This is a genomic window from Mycolicibacterium holsaticum DSM 44478 = JCM 12374 (assembly GCF_019645835.1).
GTDB classification, from domain to species: domain Bacteria; phylum Actinomycetota; class Actinomycetes; order Mycobacteriales; family Mycobacteriaceae; genus Mycobacterium; species Mycobacterium holsaticum.
The window spans coordinates 4,631,092-4,649,051 of sequence record NZ_CP080998.1 but is presented as its reverse complement, the minus strand read 5'-3'; the positions used below and the strand labels follow the sequence as shown (position 1 = coordinate 4,649,051).

Genomic DNA, 17,960 nt, shown 5'->3' with positions numbered 1-17,960 from the left:
CTTGAGGGGGCCGGGACGGTGGTTGACGGCGGTGGGCTTGAGGGAGCCGCCGGCGGCGGCGCGGGCTCGGCGCTGCAATGCGGAAGTGCGACGAACGCCGTGGCGGCCATCGCCAGTGTGGCCAGGCGCCGTCGGGTGTGCACTCGCATCGGCCAATGTATCGCGGTTTGGTCGCCCCACTTCATTCGCGACTGTGCACTTTCATACGGTCCGAGCGGCGCGTCGCGTATGAAACGATACTGTCGCGGCCAACCGCGCGCATTAGTCGGGTCGGCGGACCCGGCACGGCACGCCGTTGACCACCTGGGTGCTGCTCGGCACGTCGAGCAGATCGGCGGGGTTGAGCAGGTTGGCGTTGACGCCCGGATGGTCGTTGGCGACCTGAAGACGGGTGCCGTCGACGCCGTGTCCCCAGCCGTGCGGCAGCGACACCACGCCGGGCATCATCTCATCGGAGACCTCGGCGGGCACCGTCAGCGCGCCCTCGCTGGTGGACACCTCGACGATGTCGCCGGTCCGGATGCCGGCGGGGTCGGCGTCGACGGGATGGATGAGCAGCGTGCAATGGTCCTTTCCGCGCATCAACGCGGGCACGTTGTGCATCCACGAGTTGTTCGACCGCAGGTGTCGACGGCTGGTGATCAGCAGCCCACCGGCGGGCCGCTGCAAGCGTGCCCGCAACCGCGGAACGTCGTCGACGAGGCGTTGATGCACCAATTCGACTGTGCCGGAAGGGGTGCAGATCGTCTCGTCAAGCCGGCCGCCGTCCAGTTCAGCCAGTCGCAGCCCGTTGGGATGGCGACGCACCTCGGCCAGCGTCAGCCCACCCGGGCGTCGCCCGAGGTCGTCACCCCACGGACCGAGCCGAATCCCCAAGTCCACCAGGCGCTCTGGTCCGCGTCCGGCCAATGCGGCTGTCGCCTCCTGCGGATCGCGCCCCGTCAGCGGTGTGCCCGGCGCGGCGCACGCCGTGGCGACCAGCCCGGCCACGTAGAGATCGTCCATCCCCGCGACGTCGACCTCGGGCATCGGGATACCGACCATCGCGCCCGCCAGCCGCAACAGGATCTCCCACTCCGACGGGCGATTCGGGTCCGGCGCGAACACGGGATCCGACCACTTCAGGCACGACGACACCGCGTAGATCCAGTACAGGTCGTCGGCGTGCGGCCGTTCCAGCGGCGACAGGCCGGGCAGGATGACGTGGGCGTGCCGGGTGGTCTCGTTGAGCCAGCTGTCCACCGCGATCATCGCGTCGAGGTCGGCCAGCGCCGCGTCGAGGCGTCGCGCGCCCGGCGCCGACACCGCCGGGTTGCCCGCCACCGTGATCAAACCGCGCAGCTGTCCGTCGCCGGGGGTGTCGATCTCCTCGGCGAGGCAGCTGACGGGGAACTGGTTGAACACCTCGGGCGCACCGCGGACCCGGCTGTGGAACCGCCCGAACCGCCAGCCGGGACCGTCCTGGTCGGGCGGCTTCATGAACATCGGCGACCAGACCGCCGGCTTCGCGAACACCGCGCCGCCCGCCCGGTCCAGCGAGCCGAGTGCGGTGTTGAGAACGAACACCAGCCAGGTCGCCAGCGTGCCGAATTCCTGTGTGCAGGTGCCGATTCTGCTGTAGAGCACCGGTGCTTCGGCGTGGGCGAGGTCGTGGGCGAGTCGACGGATCGTGGTCGCGTCGACGCCGCAGGCATCGGCGACGGTCTCCGGCGCGAAGTCGGCGGCCATGGCGATGACGTCGTCGAGTCCGGTGACGCGACCCGCGAGGTGGGCGGGCCGGCGCACCCAGCCCTGCTCGGCCAGGGTGAACAGGATCGCGAAGAGCAGCAGCGCGTCGGTACCCGGCCGGATCGGCACCCATTGCGACGCGCGTTGTGCGGTCAGCGTGCGTCGCGGATCGACCACGGTGACGGTTCCGCCACGGCCGCGGATCGCCGTCAGCCGGCCCATGAGGTCGGGCGCCGAGAGCATGGAGCCTTGGGAGGCAGCCGGATTCGCGCCGAGGATCATCAGGTAATCGGTGCGGTCGACGTCGGGAATCGGTGCGTTCCACATGCCGCCGAACAACAGCGCGCTGACGAGGTTCAGTGGCCACTGGTCGACAGTGCCCGGCGAGTAGTACGCAGGCATGCCCGCCGCCTGGGCCATCCCGATGAGCGCGCCGATGTGGGTGCTGAGCCCGAGGTTGTGCGCGACGGGGTTGCCGACGTAGATGGTGACGGCGGAGGCGCCGTGGCGGTCGAGCACCGGTCGCAGCACCCGTTCGACTTCGGCGTAGGCGTCGTCCCACGACACCGGGGTGTGGCCGGTGCGGGTGCGGACCATCGGCTGACGCAGGCGGTCGGGGTCGGTGTGCAGATGCGCCAGCGCGGTGCCCTTCGGGCAGATATGACCCCGTGACCACACGTCGTCGCGGTTACCGCGGATGTCGGTGACCGCGCCGTCGTCGACGCGGATCTGCAGGCCGCACATCGCCTCGCACAGGGGACAGGTCACCGCGGTTTGGCTGGACACCTGTCCAGGATAGGAAACAAGGTCTGCGGATGGGGCGCATTCACTAGGCTCCCGGTGTCAGCGCCACCTCGCGGATCGGAGACCGTCATCATGGACAACCGTGCGTATGCCCGGGCGAGCGAAGAGGCTCGCGCGCAGGAGATCGCAGAGGACGCGCAACGGCTACGGGAGTTCGACACGTTCGCGAAGTTCTCCGACAAGGACCTCAAGCGGCTGGTGCAGGCCGCGCATCGCACGTCGACGTCGGGGCCGTGGCCGCTGATCCAGGAGCAGACGCCCTCGGACGCGTGCTACATCCTGCTCAGCGGAGAGGCCGGGGTGTATGTCGGACATGACCGCATCGCGGTGGTGGGCCCGGGCGAGGTTATCGGGGAGTCGGTGCTGCGCGGATCGCTGCGCAATGCGACGGTGACGACGATGGGTCGGGCCGCGGTGCTGCACATCGCGCGTGATGATCTCAGGCGGCTGCTCGATGAGATACCGGCGTTGCGCGAGACGATGGATCAGACCGTCGCGCGCCACGTCCCCGGGGCAGCAGCGGACGGGTCGAGCTAACCGCTTCGCCCCCCGCCAAGGTTTGACGAAAGTGTCAGCGCGGGTACATCGCGTCGATGGAACGGTTGACCGCATTCGACGCCAGTTTGCTTTACGCCGAATCGAGTTCGGTGCCGATGCATGTGTGTTCGATCGCGGAGCTGGACACGTCCACGATCCCCGGTGGCTACAGCTTCGACGGCATCCGCAGCCACCTGGCGTCGCGGATGCGCGCGCTGCCCGAGTTGCGGGCAAAGCTCGCGAACAGTCAGCTGAACCTTGATCATCCGGTGTGGGTGGAAGACACGGAACTGGACGTGGCGCACCATCTGCACCAGATCGCGCTGCCCGCGCCGGCCGGGCGCCGGGAACTGTCCGAGGTCTGCGGACGCATCGCGTCGATTCCGTTGGACCGCAGCAAGCCGCTGTGGGAGATGTGGGTGATCGAGGGCGTCGCCGGCGCCGACCCGCACGACGGGCCGATCGCGTTGATGATCAAGGTGCATCACGCGGCGGTGGACGGCGTGTCGGCAGGAAATCTGATCAGCCAGCTGTGTGACTTGCAGCCCGACGCCCCGCCGCCCGACCCGGTGGACGGCCCGGGGGTCGCCAGGCCGTTGGAAATCGCGGCCGGGGGTTTGGTGCGGTTTCTGACGCGTCCGTTGGAGTTGACGAGGGCGGTGCCGTCAACGGTGTCGACGGTGGTGAGCACGGTGGGCCGGGCGCTGACCGGGCGGGCGATGGCGGCGCCGTTCACGGCCCCGGCGACGGTGTTCAACGCCGAGATCACCGGGGACCGCACGCTGGCGCTGGCGCAGTTGGAGTTAGACGACGTCAAGCGGGTGAAGAACCGGTATGGCGTCAAGGTCAACGATGTGGTGATGGCGCTGTGTGCAGGGGCGTTGCGCGGCTACCTGGAAGGCCGCGGGGAGTTGCCGGAAAAGCCATTGGTGGCGGTGGTGCCGGCGTCGGTGCGTGGGGTGTCGGACCGGCCGGGGCGCAACCAGCTGTCGGGAATGTTCTGCAACTTGAAGACAGACATCTCGGACCCGGTGGAACGGCTGCAGGCGATCGCCGAATCCAGTTCGCGCGCAAAGGAACACAGTACAGCTCTGGCGCCGACGCTGTTGGCGGATGTGACCCAGGCGATCCCGCCCGCGGTGCTCGGCGCGGCGTTCGAGTTGATGTCGCACACGCCGTTGAAACACGCGCCGATTCACAATGTGGTGATCTCCAATGTCGCAGGCCCGACCGCCAAGCTGTACGCGATGGGGGCGGAGATGAAGGCGCTGTATCCCTTGGGCCCGATCTTTCACGGCTCGGGGCTGAACATCACCGTTATGTCGTTGAGCGGCAAGCTGAATGTCGGCATCATCACCTGCCGCCAACTCGTCGACGACCTGTGGGATCTCGCGGACCTGTTTCGGAGCGAGTTGCGCGAACTGGTCGACCGCAGTCGCTGACTCGCGTGGGCCGATGTTTCCGTTCCGCGCTGGCGAGGTATCCCCCACGGATGACCAGCCACTCGGGCCGGGTCGTGAAAAGGAGCATCGCCGTGAGCGGAACAGACAAAGCCAAGAACAAGGTCGACGACCTTGGTGGCAAGGCAAAGGAAGCGGCTGGCAATCTCACCGGCGACAAGAGCACCCGTGACGAGGGCCGCGCCGATCAGGCGAAGTCGAGCCTCAAGGACGCCGGCGAGAAGATCAAGGACGCCTTCAAGAAGTGACGGTTCAGCCCCCTCGAGAGCGCGACGCGCTGCAATCGAGGGGGCTGCCTGCCGTATCGAACATACTGGCGGAAATGGGTGTAGGGTCCTAGTTATCGGACAGCTCGATCATGAGCGAAACATGTTCGATTGAAAAGGAATTCCCATGACTGCTACCGCTGAAGCACGCACGCCCTACGCGAAACGTGTTGATTTGGTTGCTGAAACCATCAAGGCTCACTCGAAGCTCGCCGACAAGGCGGCCGGTGAACTGGCAGTGCATGTCCTGCACGCGCTGGACTCCATTCCCGAACGGATCCGCTAGCTCGAGGCATCGTCGCGGTGCTGAAACGACAGAATGTCGCGGTTGAGGACGGCACCATCACGAATTTCGATGGCCCGCTGGATCGTTGGGTTTTTGTCCCAGGCGGCCGGGCCGGCGAGAAGTGTCTCCAGGTGCGGTAGCAGCGCCTCGCTGACCTCCCACGTCGCAGAATCCCATAAGTACGACGGGCTGTGGTCGACCGCGTAGTAGTGCACGCGGTTCGGTAACTCGCGCAGCGGCTCGGCGAACGACGTCGGCCGGGCCCAGCTGAAGCCCATGCCCTCGTCGCAGGAGACGTCGATGATCAGGCTTCCCGGCGTGAACGCGCTCAGATCGTCGGTGGTGGCGAAGATCAGCGGTTTCGCGGGATCCTGCAGCACACAGTTGACGACGATGTCGTTGTCGGCGAGAACGCGGGCGACGGGGACGACGCCGTCCTCGGGGGTGTCGGCCCAGGTGTTGTCGGGTGGCGCGGCGTCATCGTGGCCCATCTGGATGATCTGGGTGGTGGGAATCGGTGCGGCGACGGCTGCGACATCGCGGTTGGTCAGTACGCGTACATCGTCGACGCCGTGGGCGTTCAACGCGGTGACCGCTCCGCGGGCGGTCGCACCGAACCCGATGACTGACGCCCGCAGGCGTCGACCGTAGTTGCCGGTGACGCCGATCATTTGCAAGGCATGCAGGACCGAGCAGTATCCGGCGAGCTCGTTGTTCTTGTGGAAGACGTGCAGCCCGAAACCGCCGTCGGCCTGCCAGTGGTTCATCGCCTCGAAGGCGATCAAGGTCAGTCGGCGATCGATGGCGACCTGGGTCAGCTCGAAGTTCTGGACGCAGTGCGGCCAGCCCCAAACGATCTGTCCCACACGGAATTCAGCCAGGTCCTGGGTGCCGATTTTGGGTAGCAGGATCACGTCGCAGTCGGCGATCAGCTGTTCGCGGGTCCGGATTCCGCCGACGAGCCCGGCCAGTGCGTCGTCAGTGGCGCCGAAGTCCGCGCCGTAACCGTGCTCGAGAAATATACGGCTGCGAAGCGGTGCGGCGATCCTGGGAAAATGGTCAGGGTGGATGGGAAGTCGGCGCTCGTTGGGCTTGCGCGAACGGGCCAGGACTCCTAACGAAAGCGATTCTGCGTCGGCGCTTTGCGGCATCAACGAGAGGTCGCCGCTCGGTCGGCACGCTGCTGGTGTTGGAGTTTGGTGTCACGGCAGCGGTCGACCAACGTCGCGTGATCGTGAAGCTGGGCGGCGGCACGCCGGGATTCGGCTGCCCGGCTCGCAGCGGGCTGGGCGCCCGTGAGAAATCCGATGGACGCCACCGTGCCCGACTCGATGAGAGCAAGGATGCGGGATTCGATGAGGGCGAGCATGGGGGTCTCTAATCTGCTGGTAGATGTCCAGTACACGCGTAATTTGCCTGCGTGTCAACAGAGTTGCCCGGCGGTGCATGCCGTCTGCGGGGCTGGAAAATATGTGTTCGGAACAGGTGGGCGGATCGGGGAGAATCGAAGGGTGCTGCCGAGCCGATCGACGTTGGAGAGCTGGCGACCAGACACGTTGTCGACGTCGTCGGCGGCCGTTCGTGCCGGTGGTGAGGCGGTTTGTTCCGCTGTGACGGGTGTGGACGATGCGTGTGAGTGGTTGCCGGAGGTGCGGGCGTGGTCAGGGCCGGCGCACGACGCGGCGGGCGCGATGTTCGGCCGAGCCGACGTCGAAGCCTCGCGGTTCTCCCGCTATGCCGGTGCGGTGGCGATGGCACTGGGCAACGGCGCGGAGTCGCTCGGCAATGCGCGCAGCGCGCTACTGGGTAAGGCCGCCGAGGTCGACGCCGGGCCGCTGAGTGTGACTGATCAGTGGGTGGTGCTCATCGATCCGGTGTACGCGTCCGAGGAGGAGATGGCCGAGCTTCAGGCGTTGGCGCTGCGGGAGCAGGGAGAGGTCAACGGCTTGCTGGCAGCGGTGGGGGACGCCGACGACGCGGCAGCGGACGCGGTGCTGGCGGCGGGTGAGGGATTCGGGTTCGTCGAACCGGGGCCGGCCACCGACGTGGCCGACCTGATGCTGGCCTCGGCGCAGCGGCCCGCCGATCAGGTGCCTGATCCGCGCACGGTGGTGGGCCTGGCGGGCCAGGAGGCGATCCGATCGGCCGATCAGCAGCAACAGGTTCGCGAAGTCGTCGAATCGACTAACGAGTATGGCGAGGAGACGACGACGGTGACCAAGCAGGACGGAAGCCGGGCCGTCACCACCCGGATGGACCCGTTCGAGTGGCCGAGCAAGCTGAACTTCTACCAGATCGAGGAGTTCGACAAAAACGGCGAGTTCGTCGCGAGGACGAGTTCGTGGCATGACATGGGCAACGACTGCGATTACACGTCGTTCGCTTATGCCGACGGGTCCAACCTGTCGATATCGATGGACCCGACCGGGCACGTGACCGTCGGCTTCACCACGGCCGACGGCCGACACAGCGCGGTGCCCGTCGAGTTGATCGACCACATCTCGCTGGCGACCAACGCGGGAATGTCGGGGCTGGAAAAGCACATCGCCCGGGGCGGTTCGCTGCCGATGGTGACCGAGGAGTCGGTCGAGAAGATCGGCAAGGCAATGAAATTCGGTGGCCCGGCGTTGACGGTGGCCACCACGGTGTTCGACATGGTGATGGCCGACTCAGACCACGAGCGGTGCATCGCGCTGGTCGCCGGGGTCGTCGGCGGAGGCGGTGCTTGGGGCGGTGCTTGGGGCGGTGCGGAAGCCGGTGCGGCCCTCGGAGCCGTGACGGGACCCGCTGCACCGTTTGTTGTGCCGCCGCTAGCCGTTTTGGGTAGCGTGACCGGAGGTTTCGGTGGCGCAGAATTGGGCAAGTTCGTCGGCGAGGTCGTGTGTCCGTATTAGCGCTACCCGAGCCCCCCGGTTGGCGGGGCGGCCGTAGATTCCTGGGGTTGGCAGTGACGCTCGCCGTCGTGGCTTCCGTGACGTTCATCTATCTGGGTGCGACGGCGGCAACCCACGGAAACTATTTGACGACATTTGTGATGGTTGCGTTCGTGATCGTTCTTCTGACTTTCATGTTAGGCATCTCGCTGGCCGGCCTTGGTCGGACCACGGCGCGAACCACAAGTGATGCAACAGGTTTCACTGTCTGGCCAGATCGGCGGTTCGGCATCATCATGCTCGTCGGCGCTGTGATGTTCATTCCAGGTGGTCTTCTTTTCGCAGTTTTCGCTCCATTCGGTGCTATCGAGCTGCCTGATTCACATTGGCTGCGCGGCACCGTGCCGGTTGCCGCAGGTTTCGCAGTGTTGACGAACATCACCGGCTTGATCACCGTATGGCGGCGCGGGGGGATTGGGCATATCAAGTTGACGCCTGGGGTGATCGAAAACGCCGACGTTCTGGAGACGCGGGTGTTCGACTGGGACGACGTGGTGAACGTCGCCGACCATGCGGAATCCAAGAAGGCGCGTCGAGCAGTGGTACTTCGGTTGCGAGACGGCCACGAAGAGATCATCACGATCGCCGATATCTACCTACCGCGCGGCGCCGCGCTGTACTGGCTGGTGCGCCACTACTGGCGACATCCCGAACATCGAACGGAATTAGTGGACGGTCGCGCGGCGGAACGCTTGCGTCAAGGCCGGTTCGACCTCACCTAGATCGCGTGAGGCCCGCTGCAGGGGCACGGCTAAGGGGTCGAGGTCACAACCGTCGCTAAACATGATGCTGACCACGGGTGGTGCGCCGGGCAACGCGTTCCCCGGCGCCCCTGGAAGCTCCGGGTGTGACCGCTGTGAACTGGTGTTTTAGCTGTCGGTTAGCGCCATGATCAAACGTCGCGGGGTCGCCGGCCGGTCAGCGGTTGGGTGGCGAACCGTGGGAAGCGGTCGGTAGCGTGCGCCGTCGATGGGACGACATTCGTTAGCCAAATCGCGGCAGTCGGCACGCTTGGCCGTAGTCGCGGGGCTTGTTTCCGCCGCCAGCTTGTTTGTTGTCGGTGCGGACGGCGCTCCGCACGTTGATGACGCGGCCGAGACCGCCGCGGTGGCACCGCCGCCGATTCCGGCTGCGGTGCCGATGCAGCTGATGGCCGCCGAACCGGCGCCCCCGAGCATCCCGGCTCCGTTGCCGCAAGGGGTGGCAAAGGAGACCGGACTGCAGGTTGACACGATCCGGACGGCCCGTGCGGTGAGCGAGGCGTTTCCCGAGATCCTCGACATCGGCGGGGTCCGATCGGATCCGTTGAAGTGGCATCCGCACGGGTTGGCGATCGATGTGATGATCCCGAACGCCCGCTCCGCGGAGGGAAAAGCGCTGGGGGACAGCGTCCTGGCATACGTGATGGAGAATGCTGAGCGCTTCGGTGTGGTCCACGCGATCTGGCGGCAGAGCATCTACAAACCTGACGGCTCGGTGCGAACGATGGCGAATCGCGGTTCCGACACCGCTAACCATTACGACCACGTACACATCGCCACCGAGGGCGGCGGGTTTCCGCACGAGGGTCAGACCTACCTGCGCTGACCTCCCTGCGATTTCGGCGCGCTGACGCCCCGCCAGCGTCCGTAAGCGCGCCCAAATCGCAGTTACGACGGCGGTTCGCGGCGCTGGATCCGCAGCGCGGTGGTGAACTGCTCGGTCTCCGGCGCCGACACGGTCGTCGACGAATCCTCCGGCCGCCGAACGATTCTCGGCGGTGCAGACGGCTGCGCCACGGTCGACGGCTCCGGCTCCGGCACACGCGGTTCGCGCCGGCGCATCAGATACCCCGCCAACGGGCCGGTGAACAGCATCACGACCATCACGACCAGACACAGCATGCAGATCACCACGTCGAACGTGCTGGTGATCTGCTGAGCCAGGTTGTTGCCGTAGATCGCGTCGGGCGACGGCTCGGCGTAGCGCGGCGCCAGCGCGACGCCGATCGCCACGTTGGCCACCGCGAACACGAACAGCAGCGCGCTGAACGCGGAGATGACCGCCACCGCCGGTGAACCCCGGCCGAGCTGGCGGTGCAGCCACCACGCGATGACGCCGGCGAACAGGTTGAACGCCGTCATCGCGACGCTGTCGTACAGCGCGCGAGGCAGATCCAGCGATGCCGCGATCACGAAGTCGACCACCCGGCACACCGCCGCGGCGAACGCCCAGAACGCGATCAGCGTCAGACACTTTTGCGCCGCGGAGCGAAACGCCCCCAGCGTCGGCGGCTTGATGAGGAACACGGTGTAGAGCGTCGTCGGCGCGACGATCGCCGCGGCCGCCGCCCAGAATAGATACCCCTCGTAGCCGATCGCCGCCGTCGACGTGTTCTGCGCGATGCCGTGAAACGCGTCGACGTCACGGCCGACCGGGAATACCCACACCAGCAAAGCGGCCAACCCCGCCGAGGCGCCCAGCGCGGTGGTGGCCATCCGCGCGGCCGCCGACTTCAGGATGAGCCAGCGCGACCCGATGATCACCGCGGTCAGCGCCACCGCGCCGTAGAGCAGGGTCGTGACGATGACCGCGACGTCCTGACCGTCGAACGCGGCGTCGCTGACGAACAGATACCGCAGCCGCCAGTACAGGTTCCACCCCATCGACAGGGTCGCGAGCGCGATCGAGACGGCACCGAGTATCCGCGCGATCGCATACCAGCGCCGAAACCCGTTGTCCTCGAGGGTGACGCTGGTCACCGGCCGCTGCGCCGCCAACAGCGCGCCGCCGACCCCGAGCACCAGGCCCGGGCCGATACCCGGCGGCACGATGCCGGTTCCGCCGTCGCGCACGGTCTCCACCAGGTGATAGCCGACAAAGCCGACACCGACGACAAGGTAGGGCAGGCAGACGAACAGTCGGATCCGGCTGAGCAGGCGGATGTCAAGGTGCGGGTTGGTGAGCCGCAGCGGGCCGATGTGCGCATCGAGCGCGGCGCTGACCGCCAGCGCCGACACGACGATGACCAGCGCCCACACACTGTTTCTGCTGCCGGGCACGGCGAACCCGAAGTCGAGGTTCCACGGCAGCAGCAGCGCGAGTATCAGCAGGGCGACCGCGATGCCGTCGCGCACCCGGTTGGTGCGGATCGGCACGTAGCCGACGCGCGATGAACGCTCGGCGGTGGTGGGCACCGCGACGGTGGCCGACGCGTCGTAACGCGGGTCGCTCACGGGCCGATTCCTCCTATAGAGACGTGTCGGGTTTCAGCGTGCCACTTTTGCGTGCTCACACAAGCGAGACGCGAAGGGTAACTTTGGACGGTCGTGGCGGGCAGGAGAATGGCGAGGGTGAGCTGGTGGACGTAGTCCTCGGAGTGGCGGTGACCGGGCGGGTCGCGCGGCTGGCGATGGTCGGCGCCGCGGACGCGCAGGTCTACGACCAGTACGCGCTGGATCTGCCCGACGACGCGATGACCGATCTCGCCGACACGATCGTGGGCACCTACCGCGCGGTGGCCGAGTCGGGCAACCGGGTGGCCGCGACGCGGATCTGTCTGCCCGACGCCGCGCGCGCCGAGACGCTGCGCCAGACGGTGCTGGGCGCGGGCGTGCAGAACGTCGAGGTGGTGTCGGAGGCCGATGCGCTGGCAGGCGGTGCCGACGTGGACGACGAGTTCGCGACCGCGCGGGGTGCGGCGCAGACGGCGGAGACATCCGGGTTTCCGGCGGGCGCGGCGACGCAGATGGCACCGCTGGTCGGCGACGCGACGCAGATGGCGCCCGCGGCCGATGCGACGCAGATGGGGCCGGCGGCCGGTGAGGCGACGCAGATGGCGCCGACGGCGGATCCCGCCGTGGTGGGGCCGCAGCTGGCGTACTCGCAGGAGGAGCCGGGTGAGTACGAGCTGCCGCTCGATTCGCTCGAGGAGTTCGTCCCGGAACTGGAGGACGAAGAGGCCTACACGTCGATGATCCCGGCGCCGCCGCCGCGGACGCTGCTGATGGGCAGTGCGTTGGGGTTCGTGGTGGTCAGCTTCGCGACGCTGGCGGCGTCGGTGGCGATCGCGGTGCGCCCGGTGGCCGATGTGTCGGCGCAGCCGCCGCCCCCGGCGCAGGAGCAGGCGGAGACGGTGCCGGGGCGGTTCTTGCCGCAGGTGCCGCATGAGCCGGATCCGGTGGCATTGCCGGTCGCGGTGGTGTCGCCGGCGCCCGAGGCGCCGCGGGGGTTGAGTGAGCGGGTGAACCGGGGGCCGAACCGGGTCGTGCCGCAGATTCCGGTGCCGCAGGTGCCGCCGTTGCCGCCCGCTCCGGCGCCGAACGTGCCGGTGGTGCCCGTGCCCGTGCCTGTCGTTCCATTCCCGCCGTTCAATCCGTTCCCGACGGTGCCGACATGGACGACGACGGTGACGACGTCGGTGACGCCGACGACGACCGCGACGACGCCGACCACGACCGAGCCGACGACCACGACCGAGCCGACGACGACGACGGAGACTGTACCGACGACGACGGAGACCGTGCCGACAACGAGCGAGGCGCCCACCTTGGAGCCCACGGTCCCGGACTCGCCGGTCACGCCGGCGCCTGAGCCACCGGTCACCCAGGCGGTGCCGGCCTACACGCCGCCGCCAACCGTTGCGCCGGCACCCGCGCCGGCTCCAGCCCCTGCGCCGGCACCCGCGCCGGCTCCTGAGCTGCCGTCGAGCGGAAGCAGCGGAAGTGACAGCAGCAGCGGCGGTTCCGTTCAGGCGCCCGCGACGACGGTGCTGGAGTCGCCGTAGCGTCGTGGGGAATTCGCCTCCTCGCTACGCGGACGTCGAGCCCGACGCAATGGTCGAGTCGGCGGCGCTGAAACCAGCCGGAGCGCCGGTCTGGGATGCAGGCGCGGCCGTCCGGGGCCTACACGTCCGCCGGCACTCGTCTCCTTGTCAGCCGTCGCCCGCGGTGAGGTTCGGGATCCGATGTCAGCATCTCGTGTCAGGCTGGACCCATGACAGTGACGCCGCCCTCCGGTCGACGGCCGGGCCGTGCGGATCTCGTGTTGTCCGGCGGCGGGGTGAAGGGCATCGGGTTGGTGGGGGCGGTCGGCGCGCTCGAGGACGCGGGCTATGAGGTCCAGCGGGTGTCGGGCACGTCCGCGGGGTCGCTGGTGGGTGCGGTGGTGGCCGCAGCGGCCCAGCGCGACGCACTGACCAGCGAGCAGTTACGCGACCTCGCGGTGAACGTGCCGTACCACAAGTTCGGGGACAGCGGGCCCATCGAGCGGATCCCGGTGCTGGGCACAGCATGGGGATTGCTACGCGAAACCGGGATCTACCGAGGCGATTTCGCGCACGACTGGATACGCGGTGAGCTGAACAACCTGGGCGTCAGCACCTTCGGGGACTTGGCCGTCGACAACGATCACTTGCTGCCGGAACGACGGTACCGGCTGGTGGTCACGGTGGCCGACCTGACGACCGGCCAACTCGTGCGGCTGCCGTGGGACTACCGACGGGTCTATGGCCTGGACCCCGACGAGCAGTCGGTCGCCGACGCGGTGCGGGCCTCGATGGCCATCCCGTTCCTGTACCGGCCGGTGACGTTGAAAACCGCTGGTGGACAACCGTGTACGCTGGTCGACGGCGGTGTGCTGTCGAACTTCCCGATCGATTCCTTCGACCGTCCTGATGGCAAGGAGCCGCGCTGGCCGACGTTCGGTGTGACGGTGGTGCCCTACCTGCCGGCCCCGACGGCCGGAGAGCTGATTCCCGTGCTGGGCCGGTTGCCGCTTGGTGGGCCGTCGTTCCTGGAAAGCCTGATCACCACCATGTTGGTCGGGCACGACCAGACGCACCTCAGCCAGCCGTGGGTCAAGGTGCGCACCATCCAGGTGGATTCGACCGATGTTGGTGTGCTCGACTTCGACATCAGCCGCAAGGATGCGGAAACACTCTACGAGAAAGGGTATTCGGCTACTACCGAGTTCCTGTCCACCTGGGACTGGCCGGCGTATCTCGAGCGGTTCCGCAAGGCGCACCGGGTCAGCTAGGGCCGTCCGCCTCGTGCCACGCCCGCCAGATGTCGGGGCGAAGCCGACGCGGTCGGGTACCGCGAGTCCGGCCGTGCGGGCCCAGGCGCGGACCTCGGCGGTACTCGGGCCGGACGCTGGCGTTGCCTCACTGAGGTCGACGGTAGCCGGTGAGATACGTTGCAGCGCAGCGTGTTCAGTGGTCGCCCAGGCATGGGCGGCGGCAAGGAATCGGTAGGTCCATTCTTCGGCGAGCTGGCGGGTCTCGCAGAACCCGATCGGCACGTTGGGCCAGCGGATCTGCCGCTCTGCCAGCCCGTCGCTGACCACGGCGGGACGCACCCAGTCGAGCTTGAACACCTGTGAGTAGCGGTCCTCCACGACGACGGCCGCGCGCGGCAGCGCGGCCAGATCGGCGACCTGATAGCGCAGCTTGCCGTTGGTCAGGCTGGAGACCAAATCGGCCAGTGATTTGCGTTCCACGCTGGCGATCAACTGCCCGTCGACCACGAGCCCGTAGTCGCCGCACGGCAGCGCGCGCTGCACGGTGCTGACCTGCTGGGTGCTGAACCGGTAGGCGTAGCGCTCGTGGGTGTCGATCACGATCTGCAGCTCGTCGATGCCCTGGGCACGTGCGGTCGGGGTGCGCACGTTCGGACGCGCCTGCTTGCGGGTGCGCGGTGCCTGCCAGAAGACGGCGTCGCGGCCGCGGGCGGTGGTGAACACCAGCTGCGAGCGGTTCTCCCTGGACCGCTGCACGATCACATCGATGGCCGCACCGCGGCGCTGGCACGAGCGCAGCTCGAGGCGTTCGACGATTTCCGCGTCGGCGGGCCACTCGTCGAGGCCGACCGGATGGCAGTACAGCGCCTTGACCCGCGGCCAGGTTCCCGACGTGCGAAACAGCAGGTCACCGCCGGGTTGTGGAAGCCGCAGCAGGTAGGGCAGCCGGGAATTCTCATCCGGGTTGCGCGCGATCACCAACTCCGCCACACCTCGAGTCTGCCCGGTGCCAGCCAGGTCGGGCCCAACGACGTGTCGACAAGTCACACCGCGGCAACCCGGATCAGTTTCCCAAGCCCGGCGAAGTCGGCGGCGTTGCGGGTGTAGAGATCCAGGCTGTTGGCATGCGCGGTGGCGGCAATGAGCAGATCCGCGAAGCGGCTGCGGGGCTTACGCCCTCCCTCGATGATCGCTGCAACGATGAGTCCGTAACTGCGAACTGCTCTGCCGTCGAACGGGATTGGCTCCATCAGGGATTCGACCTCCTGCAACCTCGACTGGCGCTTGGCGGCCTCGACCGGCGTACGCGCGAGTAGGGGGCCGGCCGCCAGTTCGGCCGCGGTGATGGCTGAGATCGCCATCTCGTCCGGTAGCTTGGCGACGACTGACGGGTCGTGCCAGTCGATCACCACCGACGTGTCGAGCAGTCCGGCTGCCATCTACACGCTCTGATCGACGGCATCGTCGAGGTCGCGACGAAACTGATCGGGGTCGATGCGGACACCTGCGCCGGAAATGCGCGCCAGGTCGTCGCGGGTGATAAAGGTCTTCCGGGCACGCTGAACGGGGCGAAGTTCTGCGACCGGCTCCCCGTGGCGGGTGACCACGAATGTCTCGCCCGCGGCAACCGCATCCATGAGCTTGGCGTTCTCATTGCGCAGTTCCCGCTGCGGGATGGTTTTGGCCATACGTAAAGCGTAGTGTGAAATGCTACGCATTGCTACGCCCTGACGGTCGGACCCCCCGCAGCGGGTGGTGCCCGCCGGCGCCGTTTCTGCGTCGCGGATACCCTTGCGTCCGCCTAGGTAGCGTTTTGCACGCGGCGATTCGAGCTGAGGCAGATTCGTCAGGCTGGGCCCATGACCGCTACCACGAACCTTCGCGCCGACGTCGTCCTGTCCGGCGGCGGCGTAAAGGGCATGGGTTGGTCGGAGCCGTCGGCGCGCTCAAGGACGCGGGCTAAGCGATGAGCACTACCCACAGATCCGTTACTTGGAGCTCACCGGCGTCTACTGCCTCCGCGTAACCCAGTAAGGCCGCTCGGGCACCTCCTATCGACCGTTGCCCTTCTTCAGCGCTGTCGCGACCGTTTCGGTGTAGTGCGCGAAATCGGAGGTCGTAATAGTCGCGCGGCGAAACACGGTCGTCGCCGCGTCATGCGCCTGACCCGACCATGACTGCGCGGCGGACATACGATCGATTCCATCGTCAAGATCTCGCACCGCTCCGTAAACGGATTGACCCGCGCCCTGTAGAGCCGACGCGGCGGGCGTCAGCGAATCGGGATTCCACGATTGTAAGCGGGGACGTGAGGCCAGCACCGGATCAGAACAGCCCGTCGAACGTTCCCGCAAGAGCGCTGTCGGTCACCTCGTATCGGTCGCCCGCGCCACGAACGGCTCCCCCCATGTCGTTGACATTCTTGGCGATCGCATCCGCTTGCTGGGTCAAGTGCACGCCGACGAGGCGCATTGCCCACTGTGTGGTCGACCCGACAAGACCATCGGCAGAGGTCGTTGCCTTAGCGCCCACGTCGGCGCTCTTGATGCCCTCGGACGCTGCACTTACCTGCCCCGTGAATGCACGAAGTACTTCCGGATCGACAAGCATAGAGTCCCCATTGGCTATCGCCCGCTCGCGCGGCTACGTCTCTGGCGAATTAACCCTAACGCCCCTGCGACGCGCGTAGGCACGGAAATTCCCCCGTCTACACCTCCCGCGCGAGCCACCACGAGCATCCGCTCCGTTTCGCTGGCGACGGGGTCACCGGCCGGCGACGGTTATCGACTTAGGCGCGGTCAGCTGGCAGGATGACGCTGGTACCGCCCTCAACTGAAGGTTCACATTGTGACCAATCGTCCTGTCTCCGTTGACTTTCACTTCGACATCATGTGTCCGTTCGCGTATCAGACGTCGCGGTGGATCCGCGAGGTGCGCGACCTGACCGGCCTGACCGTCAACTGGCGCTTCTTCAGCCTCGAAGAGATCAACCGTCAAGAGGGCAAGAAGCACCCGTGGGAGCGGGAGTGGTCCTACGGGTGGTCGATGATGCGCATCGGCGCGCTGTTGCGTCGGCAGTCGATGGCCGACGTCGACGCCTGGTACGAACGCGCGGCACGCGCCCTGCACGCCGAAGGACAAAAGCCGCACGAAAAGGCCGTCGCCCGAACTCTTTTGACCGAACTCGGCTTTGACCCCGGACTCGTCGACCAGGCCATCGCCGACCCGAGCACCAACGACGAGGTGATGGCCGACCACCAGCGCGTCGTCGACGCCGACGGCTACGGCGTGCCGACCCTGTTCTTCCCCGACGGCCAGTGCCTGTTCGGGCCCGTACTCATCGACCCACCGGCCGGCGAGGCTGCGGCGCGGCTGTGGGACGCCGTCGTCGCCTGGACGGAATTCCCGCATCTCTACGAACTGCAGCGACCCAAGACGCCCGCCGACCAGCAGGCGATCGTGGAGTCGTTCCGCCCGTACCTGCAGGGCCGTGACTGGGTGTCGATCAATCGCGGTGAGGTCGTCGCCTTCGACCCTCCGCGGTGAGGCGGCGTCTCAACGCCGGACAGGGCCTCAAATCATCGGCTGACCACCAGCCAGCAAATGTGATACCAGATTCGGTACTTAAATTGGTACCGTGCGAAGTATGCCTGCCTTGAACGTCAACTTCAGTGACGAGGAGATGGACCAGTTGCGTACCGCGGCGTCGGCTGGGGACCTGTCGCTGCGCGCGTTCGTGCATCGCGCCGCCCTCGAAGTCCGCTACCTGGACGTTTCTGTATCTCAATAGCGTCGAGTTGGATCCCGGCTTCGACGTCGACGACGCCGAGAACTTCATGAATACCCTTGCCGCCAAGGGGGATCTGGAGTTGGCCGAACTCGCGCTGACGCTGCAAGCATTTGCGTCCGAATGACCGGACCTAGGCCCCTCGTTCCGCCGATATACCCC

Annotated in this window: 18 protein-coding genes and 1 pseudogene; 11 read left to right on the top strand and 8 right to left on the bottom strand. The window is 67.1% G+C overall.

What is annotated here, in order from left to right:
* Positions 1 to 261 precede the first annotated feature (261 nt).
* Positions 262 to 2,514 (bottom strand): molybdopterin-dependent oxidoreductase, encoded by a 2,253-nt coding sequence (locus K3U96_RS22330; protein WP_268928458.1) that lies wholly within the window; start codon positions 2,512 to 2,514, stop codon positions 262 to 264.
* Positions 2,515 to 2,604: 90 nt separating this feature from the next.
* Between K3U96_RS22330 and K3U96_RS22325 the strand changes: the two genes are divergently transcribed.
* From K3U96_RS22325 to K3U96_RS22310, 4 genes are all read left to right on the top strand, one after another.
* The gene (locus K3U96_RS22325; protein ID WP_069404486.1) at positions 2,605 to 3,069 is read left to right on the top strand and encodes a Crp/Fnr family transcriptional regulator; all 465 of its coding nucleotides are present in this window, start codon (positions 2,605 to 2,607) and stop codon (positions 3,067 to 3,069) included.
* A gap of 56 nt (positions 3,070 to 3,125) precedes the next feature.
* Complete coding sequence (locus tag K3U96_RS22320) at positions 3,126 to 4,511, top strand: WS/DGAT/MGAT family O-acyltransferase (RefSeq protein ID WP_220691127.1); 1,386 nt, start codon at positions 3,126 to 3,128, stop codon at positions 4,509 to 4,511.
* A 92-nt stretch (positions 4,512 to 4,603) separates the two neighbouring features.
* Positions 4,604 to 4,777, top strand: a complete 174-nt coding sequence (locus tag K3U96_RS22315) for a CsbD family protein (protein WP_069406559.1) — start codon at positions 4,604 to 4,606, stop codon at positions 4,775 to 4,777.
* Between the two features lie 145 nt (positions 4,778 to 4,922).
* The gene (locus K3U96_RS22310) at positions 4,923 to 5,081 is read left to right on the top strand and encodes a DUF6307 family protein (protein WP_220691126.1); all 159 of its coding nucleotides are present in this window, start codon (positions 4,923 to 4,925) and stop codon (positions 5,079 to 5,081) included.
* Here the strand turns inward: K3U96_RS22310 and K3U96_RS22305 are convergent.
* Entirely contained in the window at positions 5,078 to 6,232 is a 1,155-nt protein-coding gene (locus tag K3U96_RS22305; protein ID WP_220691125.1) for a N(5)-(carboxyethyl)ornithine synthase, read from the bottom strand. The genes K3U96_RS22310 and K3U96_RS22305 overlap by 4 nt on opposite strands.
* A gap of 360 nt (positions 6,233 to 6,592) precedes the next feature.
* Here K3U96_RS22305 and K3U96_RS22300 point away from each other — a divergent pair, with 360 nt between their 5' ends.
* The 3 genes from K3U96_RS22300 (at position 6,593) to K3U96_RS22290 (ending at position 9,601) form a co-directional block, all read left to right on the top strand.
* Positions 6,593 to 7,975, top strand: coding sequence for a hypothetical protein (locus K3U96_RS22300; RefSeq protein WP_220691124.1), 1,383 nt, complete (start codon positions 6,593 to 6,595; stop codon positions 7,973 to 7,975).
* A 53-nt stretch (positions 7,976 to 8,028) separates the two neighbouring features.
* On the top strand, positions 8,029 to 8,736 hold the full coding sequence (locus tag K3U96_RS22295; RefSeq protein ID WP_230982554.1) for a hypothetical protein: 708 nt from the start codon (positions 8,029 to 8,031) through the stop codon (positions 8,734 to 8,736).
* Positions 8,737 to 9,061: 325 nt separating this feature from the next.
* Complete coding sequence (locus tag K3U96_RS22290) at positions 9,062 to 9,601, top strand: VldE C-terminal domain-containing protein (RefSeq protein ID WP_308206813.1); 540 nt, start codon at positions 9,062 to 9,064, stop codon at positions 9,599 to 9,601.
* Positions 9,602 to 9,663: 62 nt separating this feature from the next.
* On the opposite strand, the gene K3U96_RS22285 is transcribed toward K3U96_RS22290, so the two are convergent.
* A complete protein-coding gene (locus tag K3U96_RS22285) occupies positions 9,664 to 11,229 on the bottom strand; it encodes a DUF7937 domain-containing protein (protein WP_220691122.1) in 1,566 nt (521 codons plus the stop codon).
* A 125-nt stretch (positions 11,230 to 11,354) separates the two neighbouring features.
* On the opposite strand from K3U96_RS22285, the gene K3U96_RS22280 reads away from it, so the two are divergent.
* Both K3U96_RS22280 and K3U96_RS22275 read left to right on the top strand, forming a co-directional pair.
* Positions 11,355 to 12,779 (top strand): DUF7159 family protein, encoded by a 1,425-nt coding sequence (locus K3U96_RS22280; RefSeq protein ID WP_220691121.1) that lies wholly within the window; start codon positions 11,355 to 11,357, stop codon positions 12,777 to 12,779.
* A gap of 209 nt (positions 12,780 to 12,988) precedes the next feature.
* The gene (locus K3U96_RS22275) at positions 12,989 to 14,029 is read left to right on the top strand and encodes a patatin-like phospholipase family protein (protein WP_220691120.1); all 1,041 of its coding nucleotides are present in this window, start codon (positions 12,989 to 12,991) and stop codon (positions 14,027 to 14,029) included.
* On the opposite strand, the pseudogene K3U96_RS22270 reads toward K3U96_RS22275, so the two are convergent.
* The 5 genes and pseudogenes from K3U96_RS22270 to K3U96_RS22255 all read right to left on the bottom strand — a co-directional run bounded on the left by K3U96_RS22270 (position 14,022) and on the right by K3U96_RS22255 (position 16,621).
* Positions 14,022 to 15,001: pseudogene (locus K3U96_RS22270) on the bottom strand (ERCC4 domain-containing protein). The gene K3U96_RS22275 and the pseudogene K3U96_RS22270 overlap by 8 nt on opposite strands.
* 53 nt (positions 15,002 to 15,054) lie before the next feature.
* Positions 15,055 to 15,450 (bottom strand): type II toxin-antitoxin system VapC family toxin, encoded by a 396-nt coding sequence (locus tag K3U96_RS22265; RefSeq protein ID WP_220691119.1) that lies wholly within the window; start codon positions 15,448 to 15,450, stop codon positions 15,055 to 15,057.
* Positions 15,451 to 15,699 (bottom strand): type II toxin-antitoxin system Phd/YefM family antitoxin, encoded by a 249-nt coding sequence (locus tag K3U96_RS22260; RefSeq protein WP_220691118.1) that lies wholly within the window; start codon positions 15,697 to 15,699, stop codon positions 15,451 to 15,453.
* Positions 15,700 to 16,062: 363 nt separating this feature from the next.
* Positions 16,063 to 16,332 carry a WXG100 family type VII secretion target gene (locus K3U96_RS27230; protein WP_372515050.1) on the bottom strand — a complete coding sequence of 90 codons (270 nt, stop codon included), beginning with the start codon at positions 16,330 to 16,332 and terminating at the stop codon, positions 16,063 to 16,065.
* Between the two features lie 4 nt (positions 16,333 to 16,336).
* Positions 16,337 to 16,621 carry a type VII secretion target gene (locus tag K3U96_RS22255; protein ID WP_220691117.1) on the bottom strand — a complete coding sequence of 95 codons (285 nt, stop codon included), beginning with the start codon at positions 16,619 to 16,621 and terminating at the stop codon, positions 16,337 to 16,339.
* 237 nt (positions 16,622 to 16,858) lie between these two features.
* On the opposite strand from K3U96_RS22255, the gene K3U96_RS22250 reads away from it, so the two are divergent.
* Both K3U96_RS22250 and K3U96_RS22245 read left to right on the top strand, forming a co-directional pair.
* Positions 16,859 to 17,557 carry a mycothiol-dependent nitroreductase Rv2466c family protein gene (locus K3U96_RS22250; protein ID WP_220691116.1) on the top strand — a complete coding sequence of 233 codons (699 nt, stop codon included), beginning with the start codon at positions 16,859 to 16,861 and terminating at the stop codon, positions 17,555 to 17,557.
* 100 nt (positions 17,558 to 17,657) lie between these two features.
* Complete coding sequence (locus K3U96_RS22245; RefSeq protein ID WP_220691115.1) at positions 17,658 to 17,801, top strand: hypothetical protein; 144 nt, start codon at positions 17,658 to 17,660, stop codon at positions 17,799 to 17,801.
* The last annotated feature ends 159 nt before the right edge of the window (positions 17,802 to 17,960 follow it).